Origin of the sequence: Hydrogenophaga sp. (genome assembly GCF_026125785.1) — a bacterium.
Classification (GTDB): domain Bacteria; phylum Pseudomonadota; class Gammaproteobacteria; order Burkholderiales; family Burkholderiaceae_C; genus Hydrogenophaga.
Genome location: NZ_JAHCKL010000013.1, coordinates 57,540 through 78,634 on the forward strand (window position 1 = coordinate 57,540; position 21,095 = coordinate 78,634).

22 protein-coding genes are annotated in these 21,095 nt (G+C 67.2%); 8 read left to right on the top strand and 14 right to left on the bottom strand.

Features of this window, described 5'->3' with window-relative positions; translation table 11 throughout:
- The first annotated feature begins 48 nt into the window (after positions 1 to 48).
- From KIT53_RS13325 to KIT53_RS13340, 4 genes are all read left to right on the top strand, one after another.
- A complete protein-coding gene (locus KIT53_RS13325) occupies positions 49 to 834 on the top strand; it encodes a class I SAM-dependent methyltransferase (protein WP_297753202.1) in 786 nt (261 codons plus the stop codon).
- Between the two features lie 72 nt (positions 835 to 906).
- Entirely contained in the window at positions 907 to 1,341 is a 435-nt protein-coding gene (rnhA, locus tag KIT53_RS13330; protein ID WP_297753204.1) for a ribonuclease HI, read from the top strand.
- A gap of 166 nt (positions 1,342 to 1,507) precedes the next feature.
- Positions 1,508 to 2,689 (top strand): efflux RND transporter periplasmic adaptor subunit, encoded by a 1,182-nt coding sequence (locus KIT53_RS13335; RefSeq protein WP_297753205.1) that lies wholly within the window; start codon positions 1,508 to 1,510, stop codon positions 2,687 to 2,689.
- A gap of 32 nt (positions 2,690 to 2,721) precedes the next feature.
- A complete protein-coding gene (locus KIT53_RS13340; protein WP_297753207.1) occupies positions 2,722 to 5,802 on the top strand; it encodes an efflux RND transporter permease subunit in 3,081 nt (1,026 codons plus the stop codon).
- 35 nt (positions 5,803 to 5,837) lie between these two features.
- On the opposite strand, the gene glp is transcribed toward KIT53_RS13340, so the two are convergent.
- From glp to KIT53_RS13360, 4 genes are all read right to left on the bottom strand, one after another.
- Positions 5,838 to 7,115, bottom strand: coding sequence for a gephyrin-like molybdotransferase Glp (gene glp, locus KIT53_RS13345; protein WP_297753209.1), 1,278 nt, complete (start codon positions 7,113 to 7,115; stop codon positions 5,838 to 5,840).
- Positions 7,112 to 7,744, bottom strand: coding sequence for a molybdenum cofactor guanylyltransferase MobA (mobA, locus tag KIT53_RS13350; protein WP_297753303.1), 633 nt, complete (start codon positions 7,742 to 7,744; stop codon positions 7,112 to 7,114). The genes glp and mobA overlap by 4 nt, the downstream gene beginning before the upstream one ends.
- 1 nt (position 7,745) lies before the next feature.
- Positions 7,746 to 8,861 (bottom strand): GTP 3',8-cyclase MoaA, encoded by a 1,116-nt coding sequence (gene moaA / locus KIT53_RS13355; protein WP_297753211.1) that lies wholly within the window; start codon positions 8,859 to 8,861, stop codon positions 7,746 to 7,748.
- Positions 8,862 to 8,956: 95 nt separating this feature from the next.
- Complete coding sequence (locus KIT53_RS13360; RefSeq protein ID WP_297753213.1) at positions 8,957 to 9,787, bottom strand: metal-dependent hydrolase; 831 nt, start codon at positions 9,785 to 9,787, stop codon at positions 8,957 to 8,959.
- A gap of 103 nt (positions 9,788 to 9,890) precedes the next feature.
- On the opposite strand from KIT53_RS13360, the gene KIT53_RS13365 reads away from it, so the two are divergent.
- Positions 9,891 to 10,517 carry a TetR/AcrR family transcriptional regulator gene (locus tag KIT53_RS13365; RefSeq protein ID WP_297753215.1) on the top strand — a complete coding sequence of 209 codons (627 nt, stop codon included), beginning with the start codon at positions 9,891 to 9,893 and terminating at the stop codon, positions 10,515 to 10,517.
- 22 nt (positions 10,518 to 10,539) lie between these two features.
- Here KIT53_RS13365 and KIT53_RS13370 read toward each other — a convergent pair whose 3' ends face one another.
- The gene (locus KIT53_RS13370; RefSeq protein WP_297753217.1) at positions 10,540 to 12,603 is read right to left on the bottom strand and encodes a sodium-translocating pyrophosphatase; all 2,064 of its coding nucleotides are present in this window, start codon (positions 12,601 to 12,603) and stop codon (positions 10,540 to 10,542) included.
- Between the two features lie 302 nt (positions 12,604 to 12,905).
- Here KIT53_RS13370 and ppa point away from each other — a divergent pair, with 302 nt between their 5' ends.
- Complete coding sequence (gene ppa, locus KIT53_RS13375; RefSeq protein WP_297753219.1) at positions 12,906 to 13,445, top strand: inorganic diphosphatase; 540 nt, start codon at positions 12,906 to 12,908, stop codon at positions 13,443 to 13,445.
- Positions 13,446 to 13,460: 15 nt separating this feature from the next.
- On the opposite strand, the gene KIT53_RS13380 is transcribed toward ppa, so the two are convergent.
- Genes KIT53_RS13380 through KIT53_RS13405 form a run of 6 tightly spaced genes read right to left on the bottom strand, consistent with a single transcriptional unit; the run spans position 13,461 to position 16,712 of the window.
- Positions 13,461 to 13,850 (bottom strand): polymer-forming cytoskeletal protein, encoded by a 390-nt coding sequence (locus tag KIT53_RS13380; protein WP_297753222.1) that lies wholly within the window; start codon positions 13,848 to 13,850, stop codon positions 13,461 to 13,463.
- A 21-nt stretch (positions 13,851 to 13,871) separates the two neighbouring features.
- A complete protein-coding gene (locus tag KIT53_RS13385; RefSeq protein WP_297753224.1) occupies positions 13,872 to 14,192 on the bottom strand; it encodes a hypothetical protein in 321 nt (106 codons plus the stop codon).
- Between the two features lie 29 nt (positions 14,193 to 14,221).
- Complete coding sequence (locus KIT53_RS13390; protein WP_297753226.1) at positions 14,222 to 14,722, bottom strand: polymer-forming cytoskeletal protein; 501 nt, start codon at positions 14,720 to 14,722, stop codon at positions 14,222 to 14,224.
- A gap of 12 nt (positions 14,723 to 14,734) precedes the next feature.
- A complete protein-coding gene (locus KIT53_RS13395; protein WP_297753227.1) occupies positions 14,735 to 15,163 on the bottom strand; it encodes a polymer-forming cytoskeletal protein in 429 nt (142 codons plus the stop codon).
- A 2-nt stretch (positions 15,164 to 15,165) separates the two neighbouring features.
- Positions 15,166 to 15,498, bottom strand: a complete 333-nt coding sequence (locus KIT53_RS13400) for a hypothetical protein (RefSeq protein WP_297753229.1) — start codon at positions 15,496 to 15,498, stop codon at positions 15,166 to 15,168.
- The gene (locus KIT53_RS13405) at positions 15,498 to 16,712 is read right to left on the bottom strand and encodes a GNAT family N-acetyltransferase (protein ID WP_297753231.1); all 1,215 of its coding nucleotides are present in this window, start codon (positions 16,710 to 16,712) and stop codon (positions 15,498 to 15,500) included. The genes KIT53_RS13400 and KIT53_RS13405 overlap by 1 nt, the downstream gene beginning before the upstream one ends.
- Positions 16,713 to 16,768: 56 nt before the next feature.
- Between KIT53_RS13405 and KIT53_RS13410 the strand changes: the two genes are divergently transcribed.
- The gene (locus KIT53_RS13410; protein ID WP_297753233.1) at positions 16,769 to 18,463 is read left to right on the top strand and encodes an NAD+ synthase; all 1,695 of its coding nucleotides are present in this window, start codon (positions 16,769 to 16,771) and stop codon (positions 18,461 to 18,463) included.
- 24 nt (positions 18,464 to 18,487) lie between these two features.
- On the opposite strand, the gene KIT53_RS13415 is transcribed toward KIT53_RS13410, so the two are convergent.
- Positions 18,488 to 19,504, bottom strand: a complete 1,017-nt coding sequence (locus tag KIT53_RS13415; RefSeq protein WP_297753235.1) for an asparaginase — start codon at positions 19,502 to 19,504, stop codon at positions 18,488 to 18,490.
- A 98-nt stretch (positions 19,505 to 19,602) separates the two neighbouring features.
- Here KIT53_RS13415 and KIT53_RS13420 point away from each other — a divergent pair, with 98 nt between their 5' ends.
- On the top strand, positions 19,603 to 19,941 hold the full coding sequence (locus KIT53_RS13420; protein WP_297753237.1) for a P-II family nitrogen regulator: 339 nt from the start codon (positions 19,603 to 19,605) through the stop codon (positions 19,939 to 19,941).
- A gap of 137 nt (positions 19,942 to 20,078) precedes the next feature.
- Here KIT53_RS13420 and KIT53_RS13425 read toward each other — a convergent pair whose 3' ends face one another.
- Together KIT53_RS13425 and KIT53_RS13430 are read right to left on the bottom strand one after the other, a co-directional pair.
- Positions 20,079 to 20,666, bottom strand: a complete 588-nt coding sequence (locus KIT53_RS13425) for a TIGR00730 family Rossman fold protein (RefSeq protein WP_297753239.1) — start codon at positions 20,664 to 20,666, stop codon at positions 20,079 to 20,081.
- A 26-nt stretch (positions 20,667 to 20,692) separates the two neighbouring features.
- Positions 20,693 to 21,091: a diacylglycerol kinase gene (locus tag KIT53_RS13430; protein ID WP_297753241.1), complete on the bottom strand. Its 399-nt coding sequence runs from the start codon at positions 21,089 to 21,091 to the stop codon at positions 20,693 to 20,695.
- Positions 21,092 to 21,095 lie beyond the last annotated feature (4 nt).

Consider the following 21,095-nt stretch of genomic DNA (forward strand, 5'->3'; position numbering starts at 1 on the left):
CGCAGTGTCGCAGACTTCGGGCCGGGCGCGCGCCCGGCTTTACACACCATGACCGCAAAAATTATAGGGTTGACCGAGTGGTTCGGGACCGCGCCAGGCCGCTACCTGCTGGACTGGGAGCAGACCCAATTCGACCAGGCCGCCGTCGACCTGTTTGGGTTCAATGCCTTGCAACTGGGACTGCCCGAGCTGGAAACGCTGCGCAGCAACCGCATGCCGCACCGCTGGCTGGCGGCGCCCGAGTTGCCGCTGGCCCCGGAATCCGAGCCCGCCCCGAGCCCGCGCGCAGCCCTGGTCACCGACGCGGCCGCGCTGCCGTTTCCCGCGGCCAGCCTGGACCTGGTGGTGCTGCCCCACACCCTGGAGCTCAGCGCCGATCCCCATCAGGTGCTGCGCGAGGTGGAGCGCGTGCTGGTGCCCGAGGGGCGCGTGGTGGTGTCGGGTTTCAACCCGGCCAGCCTGTGGGGTTTTCGGCAGGCGCGCGGCCGCTTGTGCGCGCAGCTGGGCATTACCGCGCTGGGTGCGTCCAGTCTCTACCTGCCCGAAGCGGGCGAATTCATCGGCCCCTGGCGCCTGCGCGACTGGCTGCGGCTGCTCAGCTTCGAGGTGGAGGCCGACCGCTTCGGCTGTTACCGGCCGGCGGTGCGCAGCGAAAAATGGCTGCAGCGCTACGCCTGGCTGGACCGCGCCGGGGCCCGCTCCTGGCCGATCTTTGGCGCCGTGTATTTCATGGTGGCGGTCAAGCGCGTGCGCGGGATGCGTCTGCTGGGCCCGGCCTGGAAGCCCCGCCGGGCCGGCGCGGCGGCACCCGTGCAGGTGGCCAACCGCCGCTGAGACGCCCGGCTGAGTCCGTTTGCGGGCTGCTTTACACCATCTTTACTTTTTGCATTTTTGAAGGAGCCTGGCTTGAAACATGTGGTGATCTACACCGACGGCGCGTGCAAGGGAAATCCTGGCCCTGGCGGCTGGGGTGCGTACCTGAAGTCCGACGGGCTGGAGAAGGAACTCTGGGGCGGCGAGCCCAGCACCACCAACAACCGCATGGAACTCACCGCCGTGATCGAAGCCTTGAGCGCCCTCAAGCGCCCGTGCCGGGTCTCGCTCTATCTGGACAGCGAGTACGTGCGCAAGGGCATCACCGAGTGGATTCACGGCTGGAAACGCAAGGGTTGGGTCACGGCGGCCAAACAGCCGGTCAAGAACGCCGAGTTGTGGCAGAAGCTGGACGCGCTGGTGCACAGCGGCGTGCACCAGATCGAATGGCACTGGGTCAAGGGGCACGCAGGCAATGCCGGCAATGAGCGGGCCGATGCCCTGGCCAACCGCGGGGTGCCGAATTGACGACCGAGCGTTGGGGTGCCTGGGCCATGGACCCTCAGTGCGCTCGGAATGAGGAACTTCTCACTGCCGCCGTGGCTCAGCACTGCTACATTTCGTTTCTTTGACGTGTCAACGTCCAGTTGGCTCGGTCGTTGGGTGTGCAATTTCCCCTGGGGCGTATTCATTCATGGCGAACAAGGCGCTGTATGTGGTGGTGGCCGTGGCCGGTATCGGCCTGGCCTCGGGTGCGGCCTGGTGGTACCAGAACCAGCACCGTGCTGGCGCCAGCGCCGGGTCAGCGGCCAAGGTGCCGGCATCGGCACCCCAGGGAGGCGGCGGAAGTGGCGGCGGTGCAGGGGGCGCTCCCAGCGTGGAGGTCGCCAAGGTGAAGACGGTCTCGCTGCGGGACGATGCGCAAGCTGTGGGATCCCTGCGCTCGCGCCAGAGCGTGACCGTCAAGCCCGAGACCGCCGGGCGCGTTGCCCGCATCGCGTTCGCGGACGGCGCCCAGGTGCGCGCAGGCCAGGTGCTGGTGCAGCTCGACGACACCCTGCAGCGTGCCGAACTCAGCCAGGCCCAGGCCCAGCTCTCCATTGCGCGGGCCAACCTCAAACGCAACCAGGAACTCGTGGCGCAGAACTTCGTGGCACAGCGCGTGGTGGATGAGAGCCAGGCCAATCTGCAGGTGGCCGAGGCCCAGGTTGCGCTGGCCGAAGCGCGCCTGCAGCGCATGCGCATCACGGCCCCATTCGATGGCACGCTGGGCCTGCGCAGCATCAACCTAGGCCAGTACGTCAAGGATGGCGATGCCTTGGTCAACCTCGAGGACACGTCGCAGCTGACGGTGGATTTCCGTCTGCCGGAGCGCTACCAGAGTCGTATCGCACCGGGCCAGGCGGTGCAGGTGCAGCTGGATGCGCTGCCCGGCAAAAGCTTCGAGGCCAAGGTGGTGGCGGTGGATCCCTTGCTGGACGCGAACGGCCGCTCGATCTCCGTGCGCGCCGCCATGCCGCGCACCGGCGGTTCCGACCTGCGCCCTGGCATGTTCGCGCGCGTGCTCATTGTGTTCTCCGTCAACGACGGCGCGCTGGTGGTGCCTGAGGAGGCCATGGTCCCGCAGGGTGGAAAGCAGTTCGTCTACGTGCTGGACGAGCAAGGGCAGGGAGACGCGAAAAAGATGGTGTCTCGCCGCGTGGAGGTCGAACTGGGCATGCGGCGCGGCGCCGATGTCGAGATCGTCAAAGGCCTGGGCGCGAACGACACGGTGGTGGTTGCAGGCCAGCAGCGCCTGCAGCGCGATGGCACCGCGGTGCGCGTGGTCGACATGGCGCGCGGCGCGCCAGCGGCCCAGAACCGCACCAAGCCCTGACCCGATGACGCATCCCTCGCACGGGAGTCTCCATGCAACTGCCTGAACTGTCGATACGGCGCCCGGTCTTCGCCTCGGTGCTTTCCCTGCTGATCCTGCTGGTGGGGCTGGTGTCCTTCAACGGTCTGACGGTGCGTGAATACCCTCGCATCGACGAACCCACCGTCACCGTCACCACACGCTTTGGCGGGGCCTCCAGCGAAGTGATCGAGTCGCAGGTGACCAAGGTCCTGGAGGACTCGCTGGCGGGCATCGAGGGCGTGGACATCATCACCTCGATCAGTCGCCAGGAACAAAGCCAGATCACGGTGCGCTTCAAGCTCGAACGCGACCCGGACTCCGCCGCCGCCGACGTGCGCGACAAGGTCAGCCGCGTGCGCCAGCGGCTGCCCAGCGACGTGGACGAGCCCACGATCGCCAAGGTCGAGGCCGATGCCACGCCGGTGATCTGGCTGGCGCTCAATTCCGACAACGTCTCTCCGCTGGAGCTCAGCGACCTGGCCAACCGCCTGATCAAGCCCCGGTTGCAGACCGCGCCGGGCGCGGCCGACGTGCGCATCTGGGGCGAGCGCCGCTTCTCCATGCGCATCTGGCTGGACCCGGACCGCCTGGCGGCCTACAGCCTTACGGTGCAGGACGTGGAGGATGCGCTGCGCCGCTCCAACCTGGAGGTGCCCGCCGGCCGTATCGAGAGTTCACTGCGCGAGTTCAACGTCACCGCCGCGACCGACGTGCAGACGCCTGAGCAGTTCCGTGCCATCGGCATCCGCACCATCAACGGGCAGACCATCCGCATTGGTGATGTCGCACGCGTGGAGCAGGCGCCGCAGGATGAACGCACCTCCGTGCGCTACAACGGGCGCGACGCGGTCTCGCTGGGCGTGATCCGCCAGGCGACCGCGAACCCACTGGAGCTCTCCGCTGCCGTGCAGCAGATGCTGCCGCGCGTGATGGAAGAGCTGCCTGCGGGCGTGAGCATCGAGGTCGCTAACGACAACTCTATCTTCATCGACCGGTCGATCAAGGCGGTCTACACCACCATCCTGGAAGCCGTGGTGCTGGTGGCGCTGGTGATATTCGTCTTCCTGCGCACGCTGCGCGCTTCGGTGATCCCGCTGATCACGATTCCCGTGAGCCTGATCGGCTCGTTCGCGCTGATGGCGTTGTTCGGCTTCTCGATCAACACGCTCACGCTGTTGGCGCTGGTGCTGGCCATCGGCCTGGTGGTGGACGACGCCATCGTGATGCTGGAAAACATCTACCGGCACATCGAGGAAGGCATGAAACCCTTTGACGCCGCCATCAAAGGGGCGCGCGAGATCGGGTTTGCCATTGTCGCGATGACGCTCACGCTGGCGGCCGTGTACGCGCCGCTGGCGTTCACGCCCGGCCGCACAGGCCGGCTGTTCGCGGAGTTCGCGCTGGCCCTGGCCGGTGCCGTGGTGGTTTCCGGCTTCGTCGCGCTCACGCTGTCGCCCATGATGTGCTCCAAGCTGCTGCGCCATGTGGACAAGCCCAGCCGCTTCGACCGCTTCATGGAGTCCGTGCTGGTGCGGCTGACATCGGGGTACGAGCGCGCACTGGGCGCTTCGCTCAAGGTGCGCTGGCTGGTCGTGGGCGTGATGCTGGCCAGTGCCGGCGCAAGCTGGTGGTTGCTGCAGAGCACGCGTTCCGAACTCGCCCCCATGGAAGACCGAGGGGTGGTGCTGGCCAACATCAACGGCCCGGACGGCGCCACGCTGGCCTACACGCGGCGCTACGCCGAGGCCATCGAGAGAATGGCGATGGAGCAGCCCGAGTTCGACCGCATCTTCACGGTGGTAGGCAACCCCTCGGTGGCGCAGGGCAGCGTGGTCATGCGCGGTAAGGCCTGGGAAGAGCGTGACCGCACCACGATGGACATCGCCCGCTCGATGTCGCCGGCCATGGGGCGCCTGCCGGGCATCAGCGCGTACCCGATCACGCCGCCCTCGCTGGGCCAGGGCTTTCGCGAGCGGCCGGTGAACTTCGTCATCGTCACCGGCGACAGTTATGAGAACCTGTCGGCGGTGGTTCGCCAGTTCCAGGAGCGCATGGCGCAGAACCCCGGCCTGGTGCAGGTGGACACCGACCTGCGGCTGAACAAACCCGAGATCCGCATGGACGTGGACCGCGAACGCGCCGCCGACATGGGGGTGGGCGTGGACGTCATCGCGCGCACGGTCGAGACCATGCTGGGCGGGCGCATCGTCACCCGCTACAAGCGCGACGGAGAGCAGTACGACGTGGTGGTGCAGACCGTCTCGGCCAACCGCAGCACGCCCGAGGACATCGACCGCCTGTTCGTGCGTGGCCGCGGTGACGCCATGATTCCGCTGGCCTCGCTGATCACCACGCGCGAAGTGGTGGTGCCGCGCGAGCTCAATCACTTTGGCCAACGCCGCAGCGCATCGATCACCGCCAACATCGCGCCCAACTACTCGCTGGGCGAAGCGCTTCAGTTCATGGAACAGACCGCGCGCGAGATCCTTCCCGCGGGCTACGCCACCGATCTCAACGGCCAGAGCCGGGAGTTCCGCAATGCGTCGGGCTCGCTGGCGATGGTGTTCGTGCTCTCCCTGCTGTTCATCTACCTGGTGCTGTCGGCGCAGTTCGAGAGCTTCATCGACCCGTTCATCATCATGCTGTCGGTGCCGCTGTCCATGCTCGGGGCCTTGCTTGCGCTCAAGCTCACGGGAGGCACGCTCAACGTGTTCAGCCAGATCGGGCTGATCACGCTGGTGGGGCTGATCACCAAGCACGGCATCCTGATCGTGGAGTTCTCCAATCAGCTCAGGGAGCAGGGCATGGAGAAACTGGAGGCGGTGAAGAAGGCGGCTGGCCTGCGTCTGCGCCCGATCATGATGACCACGGGCGCCATGGTGCTGGGCGCGATACCGCTGGCGCTGGCCACTGGCGCGGGCGCCGAGAGCCGCCAGCAGATCGGCTGGGTCATCGTGGGCGGCATGAGCCTGGGCACGCTGCTCACGGTGTTCGTGGTGCCCACCATGTACACACTGCTCTCCCGCGACCGGGCTCACCAGCCAGCCAAGCCCACCCACGAAGAGCCCACCGGCGCGATACCGGCGAAGTGAGCGATGGGGGCAGTGGGAGGAGGGGCGGCGAGCCTCTACAGCACGCCTTCGAACATCATCACCTCGACGGTGTCGCCCACCGCAACATCGCCGCGGTCGTGCGGCAGCACGATGAGGCCGTTGGCTTCCACCATGGAGCGCAGCACGCCAGAGCCCTGGTGGCCGGTGGTGCGCACGCTCAGTTGACCCTCTGCCGTGCGTGAGACGATGCCGCGCTGGTACTCGGTGCGGCCAGGTTTCTTGCGCAGCGGCTCCGCACAGTGCGCCTGCAGCAGCACCGGCGCGCAGGCCGTGCAGCCCATGAGGCGCTGCAGGGCGGGGCGGACGAACGCGAGGAAGGTCACCATCGCCGCGACCGGGTTGCCAGGCAGGCCGAACAGCAGTGCGCTGCGGTCTTCTTGAACGATGCGACCCACCGCCATGGGCCTGCCGGGTCGCATGTCGATACGCCAGAAGGCCACATCGCCCAGCTTTTTCATCATGGCTCGGGTGTGGTCCGCCTCTCCCATGCTCACGCCACCGGTGGTGATGACCGCGTCGGCCCTGGCCGCCGCTTCGCGGAAGGCCGCTTCGAGTTGTGCCGGCTCGTCCTTCACCGCGCCCAGATCGACCACCTCGACGCCCAGGCGGCTGAGCAGGCCGAACAGCGTGTAGCGGTTGCTGTCGTAGACGGCGCCTTCGCGCGGCGCCTCGCCCAGGCTGAGGATTTCATCGCCAGTGGAAAAGCAGGCGACGCGCGCGCGACGGAACACACGCACCGTGGGCAAGCCCAGGCTGGCGATCAGGCCCAGCGCGGCGGGGCCCAGGACCTGACCCTGGCGCAGAGCCGCCTGCCCGGCCCGCAGGTCTTCGCCGAGCAGGCGGCGGTTGTCGCCTGCTCGGACGGCGTCGGCCGGTAGTTCCACGTAGGCCCCGTCCAGGCGCACGCGCTCCACCGGTACGACGGTGTCCAGGCCCGCCGGCAGGATGGCGCCGGTCATGATCTTCAGGCATTCGTCGCCAGCCAGCCGGCCGCTCCAGGCCCGGCCCGCAAGGGCGGTCCCGGCCACGCGCAGACGAAGCGGCCGCCCGGCGCGCAGCAGCGCGCCATCCAGCGCGAAGCCATCCATGGCCGAGTTGTCGTGGGGCGGCACGCTGATGGGCGAGATCACGTCCTGCGCCAGCACGCGCCCCAAGGCTTCCAGGATGCCGAGTTCTTCCGTTTGCGCCAGGGGCTCGACCCAGCGGGCGAGAAACAGCCCCACGGCATCGGCGTGCAACGCCGTGGGTTCGTAGTTGTCCAGGGCGGCAGCGATCTGCTCCAGGGTCTTCATGTCAGGTCGGGGTCGTCTTCCAGTGCCTTCAGCTCGCTCAGCGTGTTGGCGTTGAAAAAGGCGCGCGGGTTGTCCGTGGGTTTGTCGAAGGCCACCAGCCGCGTTTCATGTTCGGCGGTCCAGTGGTCCACCCTGCGTCCACCGGTTTGCGTGAAGCGCAGCAGGCTGTCCATCAACCCGCGACGCATCAGGCTGAACACGGGTTGCGGGCGCAGTTGTCCGTCTTCCTCCAGCGCGGCGGCCATGGCGATCTCGGTGCCTGGCCGGTCAAAGGCTTGCGCCAGGCGCCGCGCCAGATCGAGCGGAAACAGCGGTGTGTCGCAGGGCACTGTGAGCACGTAGGGCGACTCGCTGTGCGCCAGCCCGCTGAGGAACCCCGCCAGCGGGCCGGCGAAGTCGGGCAGCGCATCGGCATGTACGGGCACACCAAAGGCGAGGTAGGTGTCGAGGTTGCGATTGGCATTGAGCAGGTGGTGGCCCAGCAGATCGCCTTCCTGCGCTTGCAGGCGCCTCAGCGCGTGCAGGGCCAGGGGCTTGCCCAGGAAGGGTTGCAGGCCCTTGTCGATGCCGCCCATGCGCGAGCCTCGCCCGCCCGCGAGCACCACACCGGTGATATCGCCAGGACCTATGTCAGCCTCCGATGTAGCTCATTTCGACGCGACGCCGGCCGCCAGCCGCTTCGGGCGGGAGCGAGGCCCGCAGTTCGGAGTAGCGATCGTCCCGCCGCTGCCAGATGGCCGCGATGGCACTGGCCAGTTCCTCGTCACTCGCGCCTCCGCGGATCAGGTGGCGCAGATCGTGGCCCTGGGTGGCGAACAGGCAGAGGTAGAGTTGGCCTTCGGTGGACAGGCGCGCGCGGTTGCAGTCCCGGCAGAAGGCCTGGGTGACGCTGCTGATGACGCCGATCTCACCCGCGCCGTCGGCATAGGCCCAGCGCTCGGCCGTTTCGCCCGGGGCAGAGGCCTGCAGCGGCACCAGGGGGAACGCTTCGTGGACGCGGCGAACCACCTCCGCGCTGGGCAGCACCTCGTCCATGCGCCAGCCATTGGTCGCGCCGACGTCCATGAACTCGATGAAGCGCAGCACGATGCCGCTGCCGCGGAAGTGGCGCGCCATCGGCACGATCTCATGGTCGTTGGTGCCACGCTTGACCACCATGTTGACCTTGATCGGGCCGAGCCCCGCCGCCTGCGCCGCCTCGATGCCCTGCAACACGTCGGTGACAGGAAAGTCCACATCGTTCATGCCGCGGAACACGGCATCGTCCAGCCCGTCGAGGCTCACCGTCACACGCTGCAGTCCTGCGGCCTTGAGTGCGCTGGCCTTGCGCGCCAGCAAGGACCCGTTGGTCGTGAGCGTGATGTCCAGCGGCGCGCCTTGCACCGTGCGAAGTGCGGCGAGCTGCCCGATCAGGATGTCCAGGTTCTTGCGCAACAGCGGTTCTCCGCCAGTGAGGCGGATCTTCTGCACGCCGTGTGCCACGAACTGGCGTGCCACGCGCGTGATCTCCTCGAAGCTGAGCAGGGCGCTGTGCGGCAGGTAGGGATAGTCCTTGTCGAAGATGTCCTTGGGCATGCAATAGCTGCAGCGAAAGTTGCAGCGGTCGGTCACGCTGATGCGAAGGTCGCGCAGCGGCCGGCCCAAGGCATCGCCCAGCAGACCGGTGGCCGGGATGGGGTGCGGCGGAATGGCGGCGGCCTGTGAAACCAGACGCTGGTCAATCAGGGGGATGACGCGTTCGGACATGGGCAGATTATGGGCGAGGGGCTCGCGTGCGGACCGCAAATGCCTGTGGCATGCGGGTATTCCCGGCGCGCCTGGGCGAGCGCCGGCCGGCCGTGTCAGGCCGGTTCCGGGCGGCCCACCGGCGTGTAGGCGTCGCGGTTGTTCTCCAGCCACCGGGCCGAGAGTTCGCTGTGCTGCTGCGCGGGGTGAAAGTCCGGGCGGAAGTAGGCGCGCCACGGGCGAAGGCTGGTTCGCAGCAGTCCGTCGCGCGCGAACAGGTGGCGCCCCGCGTTGCGCCAAGTGCTCCAGCGCCACAAGGTGCCGTCATGCCGCAGGTTGTTCACGGTCTGGCGAAGGGCATCGGTGAGGAAGATCAGCGTCACGCGCCGCATCCATTTCACGCGCCAGTGGTGGCTGCCGCCGAGCGCCATGTAGAGGTCAAAGGCGGTGCACTTGTGCTCGGCCTCTTCCGCGCTGTGCCAAAGCCACAGGGTCTTCAGGCGCGGCTCGCTGCCGTCGAGCACACCGGGGTGCGACAGCAGCCATTCCGCGAACAGCGCCGTGAAGTGCTCATTGGCGGCGGTGATGGCCAGGCCGTGCCGCGGATCGGTACCTTGCAGAAGCTGCAGCCGTTGGCGCGCACGGGGCTCCCAGGCATTGGCGAGGCCGTGTTTTTCGATCTGCGCATTGAACAGCGCGTGGATGCGCCGGTGCGTGGCCTCCTGGCCCACGAAGCCCTGCACCTCCGCCTGCCATGCGGCCTGCTGGTCGGGGGGCAGTGCTTTCAAACCTTGGCGCACCGAGTCGATGAAAAACTGCTCTCCGATGGGAAAGCTCATGGACAAGGCATTGAACCAGGCGGTGAGGAACGCATCGTTGGCGCACCAATGGCGTGGCACCGGCTGTTCCAGGTCGATCAGGAGACGGCGGACGACGAGTTCTGTCATGGTTCTGAATCGAATGGGGAAGGGGTTGGTACCAATCGGTACCAACTCGCCATGGTGAGGGCCTGGAGCCGGTCTGTCAAGCCAGCCAACGGATAATCGCGCGATGAGCCGCACGCCGCAGTCCCACGCCGCTTCCCCCGCCAGCGACCACCGCAACCGCCTGCTGGAGGCCATGGCTTGCGTGGCGGCCAGCCAGGGCCTGGCTGCGGCGTCCATCGCGTCCGTGGTGACCGAGGCCGGGGTGTCCAAGCGGACCTTCTACGAGCATTTCACCGGCAAGGAAGACTGTTTCCTCGCGCTCTACCGCGCCGCCAGTGCCTCCGCACTGCGCACACTGCGCGACGCGGTGGATGCCCAGCAGCCGTGGCAGGACCAGTTGGAGCGTGCGCTGGGTGCCTACCTGGCGCACCTGGCGGCTGGTCCCGAACTGGTGCGCATGCTGTTCGTCGAGATCCATTACCTCGGGCCCGCTGGTGACCAGGTGCGCCGCGAGGTGATGCAGCACCTCGCGGATTTCATGCTGCAGACCATCGATGCGGATGGAGCGTCCCTGCCGCCCGAGATGGCCGTGGCAGCGGTTGGCGGCATCCATGAGCTGATTCTGCTGGCCATCGAGCGAGGCGAGGCGGCGCAACTGAATCGCCTGGTGCCTGCGGCCAGCGAGGTGGTGCGCAGGCTGGCGGGCCCGCACGCCGGGCGGAAAAAAGGCCCGCCGAAGCGGGCCTCCTGAGCATCGGGCTGGGTGGCCCGCGTCAGCCGGCCAGCGGCAGCAGCGGCACGATCAGCAGGGCCACGATGTTGATGATCTTGATGAGCGGGTTCACCGCCGGTCCCGCCGTGTCCTTGTAGGGATCGCCCACGGTGTCGCCGGTGACGGCGGCCTTGTGGGCCTCGCTGCCCTTGCCGCCATGATGGCCATCCTCGATGTACTTCTTGGCGTTGTCCCAGGCGCCGCCACCGGTGCACATGGAAATCGCCACGAAGAGCCCGGTCACGATGGTGCCCATGAGCAGGCCGCCCAAGGCCTTCGGCCCCAGGAAAACGCCTACCAGAATGGGAACCACGACCGGCAGCAGGCTGGGCACGATCATTTCCTTGATGGCCGCGGAGGTCAGCATGTCCACCGCTTTGCCGTACTCTGGCTTGGCCGTGCCTTCCATGATGCCGGGGATCTCCTTGAACTGGCGCCGCACCTCCACCACCACAGAGCCGGCCGCGCGGCCCACCGCTTCCATGGCCATGGCGCCGAAGAGGTAGGGAATCATGCCGCCGATGAACAGGCCAATGATGACCAGCGGGTCGCTGAGGTCGAAGCTGACTTTGGCGCCGTAGGTTTCCAGCTTGTGGGTGTAGTCGGCAAACAGCACCAGGGAAGCCAGGCCGGCCGAGCCGATGGCGTAGCCCTTGGTCACCGCCTTGGTGGTGTTGCCCACGGCGTCCAGCGGGTCGGTGATGTCGCGCACGCTGCTGGGCAGTTCGGCCATCTCGGCGATGCCGCCGGCGTTGTCGGTGATGGGGCCGTAGGCGTCGAGTGCCACCACGATGCCGGCCATGCTCAGCATGGCCATGGCCGCGACCGCGATGCCGTAGAGGCCCGCCAGTGCGTAGGCGGCCACGATGGCGGCGCAGACGAACAGCACCGGCCAGGCCGTGGATCGCATGGACACGCCCAGGCCGGCAATGATGTTGGTGCCGTGGCCGGTGGTAGAGGCTTGCGCGATGTGCTTGACCGGGCTGTACTGGGTGCCGGTGTAGAACTCGGTGATCCAGACCAGCAGGCCGGTGAGCACCAGGCCCACGGTGCAGGCGCCAAAGAGACGCAACTGGCTGCCGCTGGCGGCGATGGCGTTGTCCGGGATGATCCATGCGGTGACGAACCAGAAGGCGATCAGCGACAGCACGCCGGCAATGACCAGGCCCTTGTAGAGCGCGGGCATCACGTTCTTCATGCCGGGGCTGGCCTTGACGAAGAAGCAGCCGATGATGGATGCGATGATGGACACGCCGCCCAGAACCAGCGGATAGAGCACGGCCTGCATGGGAGCGGCCGCGACCATCAGCGCGCCGAGCACCATGGTGGCGATCAGGGTGACCGCGTAGGTCTCGAACAGGTCGGCCGCCATGCCGGCGCAGTCACCCACGTTGTCGCCGACGTTGTCGGCGATCACGGCGGGGTTGCGCGGGTCGTCCTCGGGGATGCCCGCCTCGACTTTGCCCACCAGGTCGGCACCGACGTCGGCGCCCTTGGTGAAGATGCCGCCGCCCAGGCGCGCGAAGATGGAGATCAGCGAGGACCCGAAGGCGAAGCCGATCAGTGGGTTCAGCGTGGCGGCCAGGCTGGTGCCCGAAGCGGCAGCGCCGCCGCCGATCAGGAACCAGAAGAAGCCGGCCACGCCGAGCAGGCCCAGGCCCACCACCAGCATGCCGGTGATGGCGCCCCCGCGGAAGGCCACGTCCAGCGCCGGGCCGATGCCCTTGGTGGCCGCCTGGGCGGTGCGCACGTTGGCGCGCACCGAAATGTTCATGCCGATGAAGCCGCAGGCTCCCGAGAGCACCGCGCCCAGCAGGAAGCCAATGGCGGATGTGAGACCGAGGAAGATGCCGATGAGGATGGTGATCACCACGCCCACGATGGCAATCGTCTTGTATTGCCGGGCCAGATAGGCCGCGGCGCCGGTCTGAATGGCTCCGGCAATTTCCTGCATGCGGGCATTGCCCGCGTCCTGCGCAAGGATCCAGCTGCGCGACCAGAAACCGTAGACCACGGCCACCAGCCCGCACACCAGCGCGAACACCAACGCACTTTGTCCAACCATGAATGACTCCTGCTTGTTTCGACTTGGAGGGGGCAACGCCTCCGGGGATGCCCCCGCTGCGTTGCTTCCTCGCTGCCGGCAGGTACCGCAGTGAGCGGTACTCGAGCAGGACGATTGGCCAACGGCGTGAATTTAGCGGCAATTGGCCTGGATGCACCAGCGCGGGGCCCGGGATGTCAGCCTGGAATCAGTAAAATCAGGGTAAATCCTAGGGGTCCGGGTCCCACGCGCGATAGCCGGGCGCCTCGGCGGCCATCTTTCACGGTGGTCCGACGTCTTTCTCAACCAAGCCTTCTCCGAACATGTCCTTCGACAAAGTCACTCCCGGCAAGAACGTTCCGGAATCCTTCAACGTGATCATCGAAATCCCGATGAACGCCGACCCCATCAAGTACGAGGTCGACAAGGAAACCGGCGCGATCTTCGTCGACCGCTTCATGAGCACGGCGATGCACTACCCCACCAACTACGGCTATGTGCCGCAGACCATCTCGGGCGATGGGGATCCGGTGGACGTGCTGGTGATCACCCCGGTGCCGCTGATTCCGGGCGTGGTGGTGCCGTGCCGCGCCATCGGCATCCTGAAGATGCAGGACGAGGCAGGCGAGGACGGCAAGGTGCTGGCCGTGCCCATCGACAAGATTCTTTCGATCTACACCCAGTGGCAGAAACCGTCGGACCTCAATCCGATGCGCCTCAAGACTATCCAGCACTTCTTCGAGCACTACAAGGACCTGGAACCTGGCAAGTGGGTCAAGGTGCTGGGCTGGGAAGAGAAAGAAGCTGCCCACCAGGAAATCCTCGAGGGCATCGCGAACTACCAGAAGCAGCAGAAGGGCTGAACGCCCCCCGCGCGTTCAGAGTTCGCCGCGGTACTCGATCTTGCCCCGCACTCGCGCGCGCGGGTGCAGGTCGATGAGGTCGTCGTAGCTCGCGTCTCCCACCAGGGTGCCCGAGCCGGCGATCTCCAGCGCCTTGCGGGCGATCACCGTGCCGGTGACCTTGCCCTCGATGAACACGTAGTCCGCTTCCAGGCGGGTGTTTTCGATCACACCGGTGGCCCCCACGTGCAAGGTGCCGCCGGATTCGAAGCTGATGTTGCCGCGCAGGTGGCCGTCGACCTTGATGCCCTGGTCCCTGCTGGACTGGAAATGGCCCTCGAATGCAGAACCCTCGGCGATGAGGCTGGTGATCGCGCTCAGGCGCTCGGCCGGGACGAGCCGGGTGGGGGCGGGTTGGGCAGTCATGGACTTAGGGCTCCAGGCGTTTCAAGGTGTGTTGGATGGGGCGCGCGGTGGCTGTGCAGGCGGCTCGACCGTGGCGGGCGTATGGGGCAATACCAGGAAACGGGGCATGGCCGGGGTGGGCCGGGAGGCACCATGCACCCACAGGCCTACGGCGGCGGCAAAGGCCAGGACCAGCAGCAAGGCGAGCCCATAGCGCCAGAAGGCCCATGCCAGCCAGCGCAAGGCGAGGCGCCTGCGGCCTACCTGGCGGTCGCGCCGCCAGCTCGCCTGCAGCGCGGCCACCCGGATGGCCTCGGCCTGCGGGTGCGGGGCCTGCGAGGAGGGCAGCGGTTCGGGCGTCACGGTGGACGTGGCTCACGGGGTGATGGGGCTCAGCCTGTCTGGCCTGGCGCCAGGGCGCGTTCCAGCGTGGCGTTGAGATCGGCGCCATTGACCTGGATGCGACCGTAGCGGATGGTGCCCTGCACGCGCGCGGTGTCGTGCAGCGAAACCTCACCCTGGCCAGCGTCGAGAATGCCCTCGGTCTGTCCCATCACGGAGATCTTGACCGCCGAAATGTCGCCTTTGACACGGCCAGTCTCGGTGACCACCACGGCGGCCTCGGAGCCGGGTGCCTGGCTCAGGTTGCCCTCGACCACGCCGGCAATGCTGCACGGGCCGCGCAACTGCGCGTTGCCGGTGAACAGCATGCCTTCGGCAATCAGGCTGCGCGTGGGCGGTCCGTCGATCACGTCGGTCAGCACCACCGGCTGCACCTGGGGCGGTGCGCCAGCACTCAGGGCATTGCCCACCGGCACCTGGAGCACGGGTGGGTGGGGTGCATGCTGGGGCACGGGAACGTCAACGATGGAAGGGGTGTAGGAGTCGTTCATGGCAAATGGGGTTCAGGGCCGTTGCGTGGGTGTTGGCGGGCTGGCGTCGAGTTTGAGCGTCTTGAAAGGGCCTTGCAAGCTCGCTCCCTCGTAGAGTTGCAGGCGCCGCGCGAGCAGGGTGCCGGTGGAAACCCCGGTCTTGGAGATGTAGACCATGCCCTGGCATTCGAGGTGGGTCTCGTGCGGGCTGGCGCCGCTGGCGCCCAACTGACCGAAGAGATAGAGGTCGCCATCGACTTGCACGCGCCCTCGCACCGAGCCGCCGGTCCAGATGATGAGTCGTCCGCGAACCCGGATGTTGCCCGAGAGCGTGCCCTGTACCAGCAGGCCGCCATCGAACTCCAGGTCGCCGCTGAGCACGCTGCCCGCGGCGACCCGGCTGACCACCGCCATCGCGATCGGATCGATGGTGAGCGTGTCCTGAGTCGCCTTGGGGTCCATGGTCAGCCCAGTGGAATCCAGCCCGCGCGGGCCATCAGCACAACGAGAAGGGTGGCCATCAGACTCAGCAGCCCCAGGGCGGCCAGCCACAGGGCGTGGCGTTCCAGCCGCCGGCGCCAGATGCCTGGTCGACGGCGTGGCCGTCCATCGGGTGTGGCGCCGTGCCCAAGCAGCACCCAGGACAGCCACTGCTCGCTCAGTTGTGCGAGACCCGTGGCCGGCTGCACCCGCAGGCCCTCTGCCGCCAGTTGTGCCGTGTCCATTCGGTGGCCAAGCAGCACTGTCACGGGCGGACCCACGATGGTCTGGGTGAAGAAGGCGTCGGCGTCGTCCATCAGTCGGAGTTTATAGGCGAGGGGGGCGCCTGTTTGAGCGGCGAGCGTTGCGCCAGATGCGCCAGGTACTGCCCGACCCCTTCACCCTCGCGCGCGAGGTAGCGCTCCACCGCTTCGGCAAAGCCCGGGTGGGCCAGCCAATGCGCGCTGGTCGTGGCCACCGGCAAAAGAGCGCGTGCCATCTTGTGTTCACCCTGCGCGCCGCCTTCGAAGCGCAGGTAGCCGTGCGCGATGCACCAGGCCAGCGGCTGGTGGTAGCAGGCCTCGAAGTGCAGGCAGTCGACCCGCGCCAGCGCACCCCAGTAGCGCCCGTACGCCACCTTGCGAACCGGGTCAATGCCGATCAGGCTGCTGGCGATGGGTTGGCTCTCGTGTTCGGCCACGAACAGCAGCCAGTTCTCGGGCATGGTGCTGGCCATGCGCTCGAAGAAATCCCGGCTGAGGTAGGGTGCGTTGCCATGTTCGAGGTAGGTGCGTTCGTAGCAGCGGTAGAAGAAGTCCCAGTCTGCATGCGTGATGTCGGTGCCCTGCGCCCAGCGAAAGCGCACGCCGGCCTCGGCCACCTTGCGCCGCTCCTGGCGGATCTTTTTGCGCTTCTCCTGCTGCAGGCCGGCCAGGAAGTGCTCAAAGTCCCGGTAGTAGGGGGCCGACCCCGGCGCAGCCGGGAGATGAGGCGCCTTGTTTTCCCAATGGAACTGCACGGTTTGCCGCAACAGCAGGCCTGCTGCCTGCGCCGCTGCCACGTCCTGCGGCTGGGCAAACAACAGGTGCAGCGATGAGAGCTTTTCGTCCTCCGCCAGGGCGAGCAGGGCATGCAGCAGCGCCGTGCGCGCGGGCGCATCACGGGCCAGCAACCGGGCGCCGGGCACTGGCGTGAACGGCACGGCCACCAGCGCTTTCGGGTAGTAGCGCAGGCCATGCCGCGCATAGGCGTCCGCCCAGGCCCAGTCGAAGACGTATTCCCCGTAGGAATGGCTCTTGAGGTAGAGCGGGCATGCCGCCTGCAGCTCCTCTGCGCCGCTCCACAGTGTCAGGAGCCGGGCCTGCCAGCCGGTGGCTTCGTTCGCGCAGCCACTGTCGTGCAGTGCCAGCAGGTACTCGTGGCGCATGAAGGGGCTGGGGTCGGCTTCCCGTGAAAGCAGGGCATTCCAGTCCGCGGCGCAGACCTCCGCCGGCGAGGACAGGACCCGGGTGACATAATCGTTTTCAGCCAAGCCCGGCCCCCGCGCGCGGCCCGCGCGCCGCTTTCTCTGCCCGTTTTCCAGACCTCATGACTCTCTCCATTTGTGTGGCCCAGCTCAATTTCGTGGTGGGCGACATGGCGGGCAATGCCCGGAAAATCATCGACGCCGCTCAGCAAGCCCATGCGCGCGGCGTGCGCCTGTTGCTCACGCCCGAACTGGCTCTGTGCGGTTACGCCGCCGAGGACCTGTTTCTGCGTCCGGCTTTCATCGATGCCTGTGATGATGCCCTCAAAACCGTGGCCCGTGAGACGGCCGCCCTCAAAGGCCTGTGCATCGTGGTGGGGCATCCGGCGCGGTTGGTCGAGGGCGAGGCGCTGCGGCGCGAACGCAGCGTGGCGGTGGCCCGGCTGCACAACGCCGCCAGCGTGCTGTGCGAGGGGCGTATCACGCACACCTACGCCAAGCGGGAGCTGCCCAATTACCAGGTGTTCGACGAGCGGCGCTACTTCCAGCCGGGCGCCAAGCCTTGCGTGTTCGACGTGACCGGGGACGATGGCCGTGTGGTGCGTGCGGGCCTGCTCATCTGCGAGGACGCCTGGTTCGACGCGCCCGCCGCCGACTGCAAGTCGGCCGGTGCCGAACTGCTGGTGGTGATCAACGCTTCCCCCTTCCATGCGGGCAAGGGCGGCGAGCGCGAGGCCACGATGCGCGAGCGTGTGCTGGCCACGGGGCTGCCCATGGTTTACGCCCATCTGGTGGGCGGTCAGGACGAAATCGTGTTCGAGGGGCGCAGCTTCGTGCTCGCCGCCGACGGCTCGCTGGCCGGGCGCGCCGTGAGCTTTGCGGAGGCCCTGTTCGACGTGGCGTTTTCACGCGCGGGCGCAGGGTGGCAGATAAGCGCTGAGACCGATCGCGCCCACAGTCCGGAGGCCGATCTCTGGCACGCATTGGTGCTGGGCGTGCGCGACTACATCGGCAAGAACGGTTTTCCCGGTGCCTTGCTGGGCTTGTCGGGTGGGATCGACTCCGCATTGGTGCTCGCCATCGCGGTCGATGCCCTGGGCAAGGACAAGGTGCGCGCGGTGATGATGCCCTCGCCCTACACCGCCGACATCTCCTGGATCGATGCGCGCGATATGGCGGCTCGCCTGGACGTTCGCTACGACGAGATCGCCATTGGGCCGCAGTTCGAGGCCTTCAAGGCCAGCCTGGCCAGTGAGTTCGCCGGCCTGCCCGAGGACACCACCGAGGAGAACCTGCAGGCGCGTATCCGCGGAACGCTGCTGATGGCGTTGTCGAACAAGTTTGGCAGCATCGTGCTGACCACTGGCAACAAGAGCGAGATGGCCACCGGCTACTGCACGCTGTATGGCGATATGGCCGGCGGCTTCGCGGTCATCAAGGACGTCGTCAAGACCATGGTGTTCCGCTTGGCACATTGGCGCAATGCGCACGACCCTTTTGGAACCGGTGCCAACCCGATACCCGAGCGCATCATCACCCGGCCACCCAGTGCGGAACTGCGCCCGGACCAGAAAGACCAGGACAGCCTTCCCGAGTACGCCGTGCTCGATGCGATCATCGCGCGCTACATGGAAGACGACCACAGTCCGGAGAGCATCGTGGCAGAAGGCTATGCGCGCGCCGACGTGGACAAGGTGGTGCGGCTGATCCGGATCAACGAATACAAGCGCCGGCAGGCTCCGGTGGGCATCCGCGTCACGCACCGCAGCTTTGGCAAGGACTGGCGCTATCCGATCACCAGCAAGTACAGGGCCTAGACGGCGCGTCCCGCCGCAGTGGCCTTACAGGGACAGCACAGCACGCATCTCGCCGACTTCGATGCCGGCGGCGTTTTTCAGTGGCGCAGGCATGAGGCGGGCCAGCGCAGTACGGCTGTCGTCGTCGAGCCAGCCAAGTTGCTCCAGCACCTCGATCACGGCCACCATGAGCGGGGTGAGCTGACCGTCGCTCACCTTGGCGGCGATGCCTATGCCGCGGCTGAAGCTCGCCAGGGCCTGCACGCCGTCGGCGCCGACCTTGCTGACCCAGTCGCCACGGCCCGCACGCATCAGGCTCAGGTCGTTGCGGCCCCGGCCGCTGACCAGTTCGGGATGACGGCTCATGGCGCGTGCGACGCGCAGGGGCGCTTCGCCGTAGGCCGCGTCCGGCGTGGCCAGCGTGAGGCGCGCGAAACCCTGCGCCAGCGCCCTCAACGGCACTGCGTAGTTGGGTGCGCTGCAGCCATCGGTGCCGAGCACCAACCGATGCATCGGCACGTCCATGAAGTGGCTGACGCTGCGCGCGATCTCCTGCTGCACCGGATGGGCCCTGTCCAGATAGCCTGACAGCGGTGCCCCCAGGGCGTCGGCCAGCAGCAGCATGCCCGTGTGCTTGCCTGAACAGTTGTGGTGCAGCCGGTTGAAGCGCGCCTCGGGTGGCGGCGTCAAGCCGTTGGCGCCGAAGAAGAACGGCACGTGGGTGCCGCAGGCCAGGGTTGTTTCGTCCGCGCCAATGCGCGCCAGCAGCGAAGCCGCGCGTTCCACATGCATGGGTTCACCGCTGTGGCTGGCGCAAAGCAGCGCGATGTCGGCATCTTCCAGCCGCTGTGTTTCTGCATTGCGGGCCACCAGCGGCATGGCCTGGAAGGGCTTCAGGGCGGATCGGGTGAACAGCGGGGTCTCCACGTCACCCACGCTGGCCAGCAGCTCACCTCGCGTGTTCACCACGGCGACGGAGCCATGGTGGATGTTCTCCGGATGGCCGCCCCGGTAAGCGACGGCGACAGGCACATGGCGGGGCAGGGCGGTGGCGGCGGGCATGAAGGTCTCCAGCGGGCAATGTCCGAGTGTACGAAGGGCCCTCGGGGGCTTGGGCATAATCGTCCGTCACCCTCTTTGCACAGCTCCGGAGACACCGCATGAAGCAGATCACCGCCGTCATCAAACCGTTCAAACTGGAAGAGGTGCGCGAAGCGCTGGCCGAACAGGGAGTGACCGGCCTCACCGTGACCGAGGTCAAGGGCTTCGGCCGCCAGAAAGGGCACACGGAGCTTTACCGCGGTGCCGAGTACGTGGTGGACTTTTTGCCCAAGGTCAAGGTCGAAGTGGTGGTCAAGACCGACGACGTCGACCGCTGTGTGGATGCCATCATCCGCGCCGCCCGCACCGGCAAGATCGGCGACGGCAAGATTTTTGTGACCCCCGTCGAGCGGGTGGTGCGCATCCGCACTGGCGAAGAAGACGAAACGGCGGTGTGAACAGACCCCCCACGCTCCGCCGCTGCGCGGGTCGCTGCCCCCCAGGGGGGCTGATCCGGCTTGGAGGCGGCCCGGCGCCGGATCGATAGCCTCCACGCTCCGCCGCTTCGCGGTTTCCCGAGGGGCCGATCGCCGCTTCAGATGGCTTCGATGCGGGCTTCTGGCGCGAGGCCGGCGGCCTGGACCAGTTCGGGCAGCAGACGGGCAGGATCGTCGTCCACGCGGATGAGGTCCATCTGCCAGGGGTTCATGAACTCTTGCGCCACTGCGCTGCGGGCGAAGGCCATCAGGCCGTCGTAGTAGCCCTGGGTGTTGAGCAGGCCGACCGGTTTGTCGTGGTAGCCCAGTTGGCGCCAGGTCCAGACTTCAAAGAATTCTTCGAAGGTGCCGATGCCGCCAGGAAGCGCCAGAAAGGCATCGGCGCGCTCGGCCATCATGCGCTTGCGCTCGTGCATGGTGTCCACCACATGCAGTTCGCTGCAACCCTGGTGCGCCCATTCCTTTTCGACCAACGCCTTGGGAATGATGCCCACCACCCGCCCGCCGGCGGCCAGGGTGGCTTCGGCCACGATACCCATGAGCCCGTTGCGGCCGCCGCCGTAAACGAGCTGGCCGCCGCGCTGGCCGATCCACGCGCCCACGCGCTCGGCCACGGCCGCGAAGGCAGGGTCTGCGCCGGGACGGGAGCCGCAGTAGATGCAGAGTGAAAAGGCGGGAGAGCTCATCGGAAACTGGGGCGGTAGGTGAGGGGTCAGCCCATGCGCGCCCAGAGTGCGGCCAGCCAGACGCCGGCACACAACAGAAGGCTGAGCAGCACGGCAGCGCTGCCCATGTCCTTGGCGCGTTTGGAGAGATCGTGCCATTCGGGGCCGATGCGGTCGATGGCGGTTTCAATCCCTGTGTTGAGCAGTTCGACCACCATGACCAGCACCACCACGGATGCCAGCAAGGCCGTTTCCAGCCAGTTCTGGCCCAGCCAGAAAGCCGCCGGAAGCAGCAACAGGGCGGCAATGGCTTCCTGGCGGAAGGCCGTCTCGCCCCAGCCCGCGCGCAGGCCGGCAAGGGAATAGCCGAAGGCATGCCACAGGCGCGAGAGGCCGGTTCGCTGCTTCTGGGCGTTGACGGGTTCCCGATTGGCTGGTTCTCGCATGGCG

Bases quoted from the DNA above. Each gene is read 5' to 3' on its own strand.
- KIT53_RS13390 (WP_297753226.1), bottom strand. From the start codon at position 14,722: ATGAACGACTCCTACACCCCTTCCATCGTTGACGTTCCCGTGCCCCAG.
- moaA (WP_297753211.1), bottom strand. From the start codon at position 8,861: ATGTCCGAACGCGTCATCCCCCTGATTGACCAGCGTCTGGTTTCACAG.
- KIT53_RS13430 (WP_297753241.1), bottom strand. From the start codon at position 21,091: ATGCGAGAACCAGCCAATCGGGAACCCGTCAACGCCCAGAAGCAGCGA.
- KIT53_RS13420 (WP_297753237.1), top strand. From the start codon at position 19,603: ATGAAGCAGATCACCGCCGTCATCAAACCGTTCAAACTGGAAGAGGTG.
- KIT53_RS13325 (WP_297753202.1), top strand. From the start codon at position 49: ATGACCGCAAAAATTATAGGGTTGACCGAGTGGTTCGGGACCGCGCCA.
- glp (WP_297753209.1), bottom strand. From the start codon at position 7,115: ATGAAGACCCTGGAGCAGATCGCTGCCGCCCTGGACAACTACGAACCC.
- KIT53_RS13395 (WP_297753227.1), bottom strand. From the start codon at position 15,163: ATGGACCCCAAGGCGACTCAGGACACGCTCACCATCGATCCGATCGCG.
- KIT53_RS13370 (WP_297753217.1), bottom strand. From the start codon at position 12,603: ATGGTTGGACAAAGTGCGTTGGTGTTCGCGCTGGTGTGCGGGCTGGTG.
- KIT53_RS13380 (WP_297753222.1), bottom strand. From the start codon at position 13,850: ATGACTGCCCAACCCGCCCCCACCCGGCTCGTCCCGGCCGAGCGCCTG.
- KIT53_RS13340 (WP_297753207.1), top strand. From the start codon at position 2,722: ATGCAACTGCCTGAACTGTCGATACGGCGCCCGGTCTTCGCCTCGGTG.
- KIT53_RS13415 (WP_297753235.1), bottom strand. From the start codon at position 19,504: ATGCCCGCCGCCACCGCCCTGCCCCGCCATGTGCCTGTCGCCGTCGCT.
- KIT53_RS13360 (WP_297753213.1), bottom strand. From the start codon at position 9,787: ATGACAGAACTCGTCGTCCGCCGTCTCCTGATCGACCTGGAACAGCCG.
- KIT53_RS13410 (WP_297753233.1), top strand. From the start codon at position 16,769: ATGACTCTCTCCATTTGTGTGGCCCAGCTCAATTTCGTGGTGGGCGAC.
- KIT53_RS13365 (WP_297753215.1), top strand. From the start codon at position 9,891: ATGAGCCGCACGCCGCAGTCCCACGCCGCTTCCCCCGCCAGCGACCAC.
- KIT53_RS13425 (WP_297753239.1), bottom strand. From the start codon at position 20,666: ATGAGCTCTCCCGCCTTTTCACTCTGCATCTACTGCGGCTCCCGTCCC.
- KIT53_RS13335 (WP_297753205.1), top strand. From the start codon at position 1,508: ATGGCGAACAAGGCGCTGTATGTGGTGGTGGCCGTGGCCGGTATCGGC.
- ppa (WP_297753219.1), top strand. From the start codon at position 12,906: ATGTCCTTCGACAAAGTCACTCCCGGCAAGAACGTTCCGGAATCCTTC.
- KIT53_RS13400 (WP_297753229.1), bottom strand. From the start codon at position 15,498: ATGGACGACGCCGACGCCTTCTTCACCCAGACCATCGTGGGTCCGCCC.